Annotated in this window: 2 protein-coding genes; both read right to left on the bottom strand. The window is 73.2% G+C overall.

The window, feature by feature from the left end; genetic code table 11:
* On the bottom strand, positions 1–576 hold a 576-nt coding region (locus OO67_RS35210; RefSeq protein ID WP_033305923.1), incomplete at its 3' end, for a beta-ketoacyl synthase N-terminal-like domain-containing protein.
* 139 nt (positions 577–715) lie between these two features.
* The coding region (locus OO67_RS35205; protein WP_033305922.1) for a type I polyketide synthase at positions 716–5,886 on the bottom strand (5,171 nt) is incomplete at its 5' end.

Genomic DNA, 5,886 nt, shown 5'->3' with positions numbered 1-5,886 from the left:
GGCGACCCGGCCCGAGGCCACACTCGACGTCGTTCCCGTCAGCCCGAACCCGGCGGCACCCGCACCCGCCTCACCCAGCCGCGGACCGTACTCCTGGGCGATCGCACCAAGGAACACGCCCGTCGACGTACCGTGCAGCGATGCGGGTGAGACTCCGGCGCGTTCCAGGGCTTCCCACGAGGTTTCCAGCAGCAGTCGCTGCTGTGGGTCCATCGCGAGCGCCTCACGCGGTGAGATCCCGAAGAAGGCGGGGTCGAACTCGGCGGCCCCGTGGAGGAATCCGCCGTTGCGTACGTACGAGGTGCCGGAGTGGTCCGGGTCCGGGTGGTAGAGGCCGTCCAGGTCCCATCCCCGGTCGGCCGGGAACTCGGAGATCACGTCCCGCTGCTGGGCGACGACCTGCCACAGCGCCTCGGGCGAGTCCACCCCACCCGGGAAACGGCACCCCATACCGACGATCACGACCGGATCGTTGGTGCCCGCCTCCAGTTCACGGACCCGCTGACGGGACTGGTGGAGGTCGACGGTGAGGCGCTTGAGGTATTCGACAAGCCTGTCGTTGTCCGTTGCTGTCATGGCGATGTTTCCCCCGAAGGCGTCGTGAAGCCGTGCGTGCGCGCGGTCCGGGTACGGCTTCCAGGAAGACGTACCCGGGCGTGCCGCGCGCGGCGAACAGGATGAGCAGGGTGAAGGTCAGGGCGATGTGGGAACGGGGTCAGAGTTCGGAGTCGATGAACGCGAACAGTTCGTCGACCGAAGCCGACTGGACCCGTGCGGCCAGATCGTCTTCCTCGGCCGGGGCGCGCTGAGCCGGTACACGGGCCACCAGCGCCTGGAGTCGCAGGACGAGCTCTTCCTTGATGTCGTCCTGGGTGTCGTCCGGCAGTTCGGCGAGGGCCGCTTCCAGCCGGTCGAGTTCGATCAGACCGCGCACGGCCTTCGGCTCGGTGGAGCCGACCGGTTCCGCGTCGGCCGCGACCAGTTCGGTGTGCAGGTGTGCCACGACCGCCGAGGGCGTCGGGCAGTTGAAGAGGAAGGTGGCGGGCAGCCGTAGACCGGCGCTGGTCTGCAGCCTGTTACGCAGTTCCACGAGGGTGAGTGAGTCACAGCCCATGTCCTTGAAGGGCCGGTCGGCGGGGATGCCGGCCGCGGAGGACCGGCCGAGTACGGCGGCGGTCTGCACCCGGACGAGATCCAGCAGCAGCTCCTCCTGCTCGGCCGGGCTCAGGGCGGCGAGCCGGTCGCGCAGCGTCTCTGTCCTCGGGGCCACGGCGGTGGTCGGCGCCTCGGCCGGCCGGGGCGCGTCCGGTGCGAGGTCCCGCAGCACGGTGGGCAGTTGCGGCCCGAGAGCGCCGAGCGCGGCGCGGTCGAGGGGCGCGGGCACCAGCGCGGCGGCGTCCATGCGCAGAGCCGCGTCGAGCAGCGCCAGACCCTCCGCCCGGTCGATGGGGGCGAGGCCGGTCCTGGCGATCCGCACCCGGTCGGCCTGGGAGAGGGCGCCCGCCATTCCAGTGGCGCCCGGCCTTCCCGCCGTCTCCGCCCACATCCCCCATGCCAGGGAGAGCGCGGGGAGGCCCTGTGCCCTGCGGTGTTGGGCCAAGGCATCCAAGTAGGCGTTGGCGGCAGCGTAGTTGCCCTGGCCGGCGCCGCCGACGACACCCATGACGGAGGAGAAGAGGACGAACGCCGCGAGGTCCTGGTCCGCGGTGAGCTCGTGCAGGTGACGGGCCGCGGTGGCTTTGGCGGCGAGCACCGTGTCGAGGCGTCCGGGGGTGAGCGCGGTGATCACCCCGTCGTCGAGCACCCCTGCGGCGTGGACGACGGCGGTGAGCCGTACGCCGTTCAGCAGTCGCGCGAGCGCGTCGCGGTCGGCGGTGTCACAGGCCGCGAGCGTCACCTCGGCACCCGACTCGGACAGTTCTGAGGCCAGTTCCGACGCGCCCGGTGCATCGGGGCCGCGGCGGCTGACCAGCAGCAGACGACGAGCACCGTGCCGGGTGACCAGGTGTCGTGCCACCAGCCCGCCGAGGGCTCCGGTGGCGCCGGTGACCAGGACCGTACCGTCCGGGTCCAAGGCTGCGGGCACGGTGAGGACCACCTTGCCGATGTGCCGGGCCTGGCTGACGTGGCGGAAGGCCTCCGGTGCCCGGCGGACGTCCCACGTGCTCAGCGGCAGGGGGGTCAGCGCCCCGGACGACAGCAGTCGCAGGACAGCCGTGAGCATCTCGGAGATCCGCTCGGCCGGTTCCTGGAGCAGGTCGAAGAAGCGGTAGTCCACTCCGGGGTGGCCGGCTGCGACCAGCTCCGGATCGCGCAGGTCGGTCTTGCCCATCTCGACGAACCGGCCGCCACGCGGCAGCAGCCTCAAGGAGGCGTCCACGAATTCGCCGGCGAGGGAGTTCAGTACGACGTCCATGCCGTGGCCTTCGGTGGCCGTGCCGAACGCGGTCTCGAAGTCCAGGGTGCGGGACGACGCGAGGTTCGCCCCGCCCAGGCCGAGGGCGCGGAGGGCCTCCCATTTGCCGGGGCCCGCGGTGCCGAAGACGTCCGCCCCAAGATGCCGGGCCAGTTGGACGGCGGCCATACCGACGCCACCCGCTGCGGCGTGGACCAGGACACGCTCGCCCGCGGCGAGGTCCGCGAGGTCGACCAGTGCGTGGTAGGCGGTCAGGAACACGATCGGCGCGGACGCCGCCTGGGCGTACGTCCAGTCGGTGGGCATGACGGCGACCCGCCGGTGGTCGGCGACGGCCACCGGGCCGAACGCCCCGGAGAACAGGCCCATGACCCGGTCGCCGACGCGCAGGCCGCTGACGCGGGGCCCGACCTCCGTGACCACGCCGGCTCCTTCGAGCCCGAGCAGACCGGGGTCGCCCGGGTAGAGACCGAGCGTGTTGAGTACATCGCGGAAGTTGACGCCCGCAGCGCGCACAGCGACGCGGATCTCACCGTCGCTCAGCGGCCCCACGGCCTCCGGGCAGGGCGCGAGCGCAAGGTGGTCGAGGGTCCCGCGCTCGCGCACCTCCAGCCGCCAGGCGGTCGTCCCGGCAGGGGGGACCAGGTCACTGCCGGCTGTCGCCCGGCCGAGCCTGGGTACCAGCAGCTCCCCGTCTCGCACCGCGAGTTGGGGCTCCTCGCCTGTCAGTGGCAGCGCGGCACGACAGTCCGCCGCCGACTCCACGTCCAGCAGCCCGACCCGCCCGGGGTTCTCGGTCTGAGCCGAGCGTGCCAGGCCCCACACGGCCGCCCCGTCGGGGTCCACATCGGCGTCCGGGGCCGTGGCCACGGCCCCCCGGGTGACGAGTACCAGCCGGGAGCCGGCGAGCCGGTCGTCGGCCAGCCACGCCTGCAGCAGAGCGAGGGAGCGGTGCACGGCCTGCCGGGCGACGGGCGCCGGACCGTCCGTGAGGTCAGCGAGCGGTGCGAAGACCACTGCGGGGGCGGGAAGTCCCGAGTCGACGGCCAGGCCCAGAGCCGCGAGGTCGGCGTACTGCGGGCCGACACCCAGGTCGGCGGAGCCGAGCCCGGCGGCCGCCGGGGCCCGTTCCTGATCCGCCGTGACCGGCTTCCAGTCCAGGCGGTGGAGCGACCGCGGGACGGCCACGTCGTCGCTGACCGGGCGCAGTACCAGCTCCGCGACCTCGGCGACCACCGCGTGGGACTCGTCCAGCAGCGTCAGCGACACCGCGTCCGGCCCGGTATCGGTGATCAGAACGCGGGCGGCACGGGCGCCGGGCTGGTGGACGGTCACACCGCGCCATGAGAAGGGCAGCAGGCGGCGGTCGCCGTCGGCGAGCGCGGCCGTGACGATCGGATGCAGCGCCGCGTCGAGCAGTGCGGGGTGCAGTCCGTAGGAGGCGGCGTCGGTGACGGACGGCGGCAGGGAGACCTCGGCGAGCAGGTCGGCGCCGTGCCGCCACACGGCGCGCAGGCCCCGGAAGACCGGCCCGTAGGCGTAACCCGCGGCGGCCAGTTCGGCGTAGCAGCCGTCGATGGGAAGGGGCTCGGCCTCGGAGGCGGGCCGGACCGCGGCGGTCGCGGGGGTTCCGTCGTGCGGGGCGAGGGTTCCGGTGGCGTGCAGGATCCACGGCTCGGTGGTGCCGTCCGGTGTCTCGGTGCGGGCGTGCAGGGTCAGCGCACGCTGTCCGTCCTCGCCGGGTGCGGCCACGACCACCTGGACCTCGGCGCGGCCCTCCTCGGGGATCACCAGGGGCGCGGTCAGGACCAGCTCGGCGACCACCGGCGTGCCGGTCTGCGAGCCCGCGTGGGCCGCGAGTTCCAGGAAGGCGGTGCCGGGCAGCAGGACCGAGCCCAGCACCGCGTGGTCGGCGAGCCAGGGATGGGTACGTCGGCCGAGCCGTGCGGTCAGTACGGCCTGGCCCGACTCGGCGAGTTCGACGGCGGGCCCGAGCAGCGGGTGACCGGCCGGGCCCTCGGTCCCGTGCGCGGTCAGCCAGTAGCGCTCCCTCTGGAACGCGTACGTCGGCAGGGCTGGGGTCCGCCCCTCGCCGAACACCGCGTGCCAGTCCGGACTCCGGCCGCGGACGTGCAGGGTGCCGAGTGCGGCGGCCAGGGTGCGACGCTCGGACCGTCCACGGCGCAGCAGCGGGACGAACGCCAGCGCGTCGTCGTCCAGACAGTCCTGGCCCAGTGCCGACAGCACCCCGTCCGGGCCGAGTTCGAGGAAGTTCCGTATTCCGAGGCCGTGAAGCGTGGTCAGCCCGTCGGACATCCGTACTTCCCGGCGCACCTGCTGGACCCAGTAGTCGGCGGTGACGTCGACGGGCCCGCCGGTGACCGTGGACACCATGAGGATGCGCGGCTCCCCGTACCGGATTTCCGCGGTGACTGCGGCGAACGCGTCGAGCATCCCGTCCATGCGGTGGGAGTGGAAGGCGTGACTCACGGTGAGCCGGCGCGTCTTGCGGCCGGCGGCGGCCGACGTGGCTGCGACCTGTTCGACGGCGTCGACGTCGCCGGAGACGACGACCGCCGTGGGGCCGTTGACGGCGGCGATGCTCACCTCGTGTTCGCGGCCTTCCAGCATCGCGCCGACCTCGTCCCGTGACGCCTGGACGGCCATCATCGTGCCGCCGGGCGGCAGGGCCTGCATGAGCCGGCCACGCGCGGTGACCAGAGCACAGGCGTCCGGCAGGGTGAGGATTCCGGCGACGTGCGCGGCGGCGAACTCGCCTATCGAGTGACCGAGGACGGCGCTCGGTGCCAGGCCCCGGTGCTCCAGCAGCCGGAACAGCGCGACCTGGAGGGCGAAGAGGGCACTCTGGGTGTTCTCGGTCCGGTCGAGTGCCGCCGCGTCGTGGAACATCACCTCGCGGATCGGCGGGGTACCGGGCACGGACCCGCGGCAGGAGTCGAGTTCGCCGCACACCGCGTCCAGGGCGGCGGCGAAAACGGGCTCCGACTCGTACAACTCACGCCCCATGCCGACACGTTGGCTGCCCTGCCCGGTGAAGAGGTAGGCGAGCCGGTCGTCGGCGTGTGCCGTGCCGAGGGCCAGGGCGGAGTGCTGTTCACCGCGGCCGAGCGCGGCCAGCGCCGCAGCGGCCTCGACCCGGTCCTCGGCGCTGACGGCCGCGCGGTGGTCGAGGGCGGTACGGGTGGTGGCCAGGGCACGGCCGAGGTCACGGGTGGGCACGTCGTCGAGGGCGTCCAGCGCGTCTGCGAGTGCGGTGGCCTGGGCGCGCAGCGCCGCTTCGGTGCGGCCGGACAGTACCCACAGGGGGGCGGAGGCGTCGTCCCCGGGACCGGTCTCCGGCGTGCGAGGTCCGGTGGGGGGTTCGGCGAGGATGATGTGGGCGTTGGTGCCGCTGATGCCGAAGGATGAGATTCCGGCGCGTCGGGTTTTGTTGTGGGTGGTGGGCCAGG

Origin of the sequence: Streptomyces atroolivaceus, assembly GCF_000717025.1 — a bacterium.
In the GTDB taxonomy this organism is placed as follows: domain Bacteria; phylum Actinomycetota; class Actinomycetes; order Streptomycetales; family Streptomycetaceae; genus Streptomyces; species Streptomyces atroolivaceus.
The sequence above is the reverse complement of the archived record's forward strand: the minus strand, read 5'-3'. Positions and strand labels throughout refer to the sequence as shown.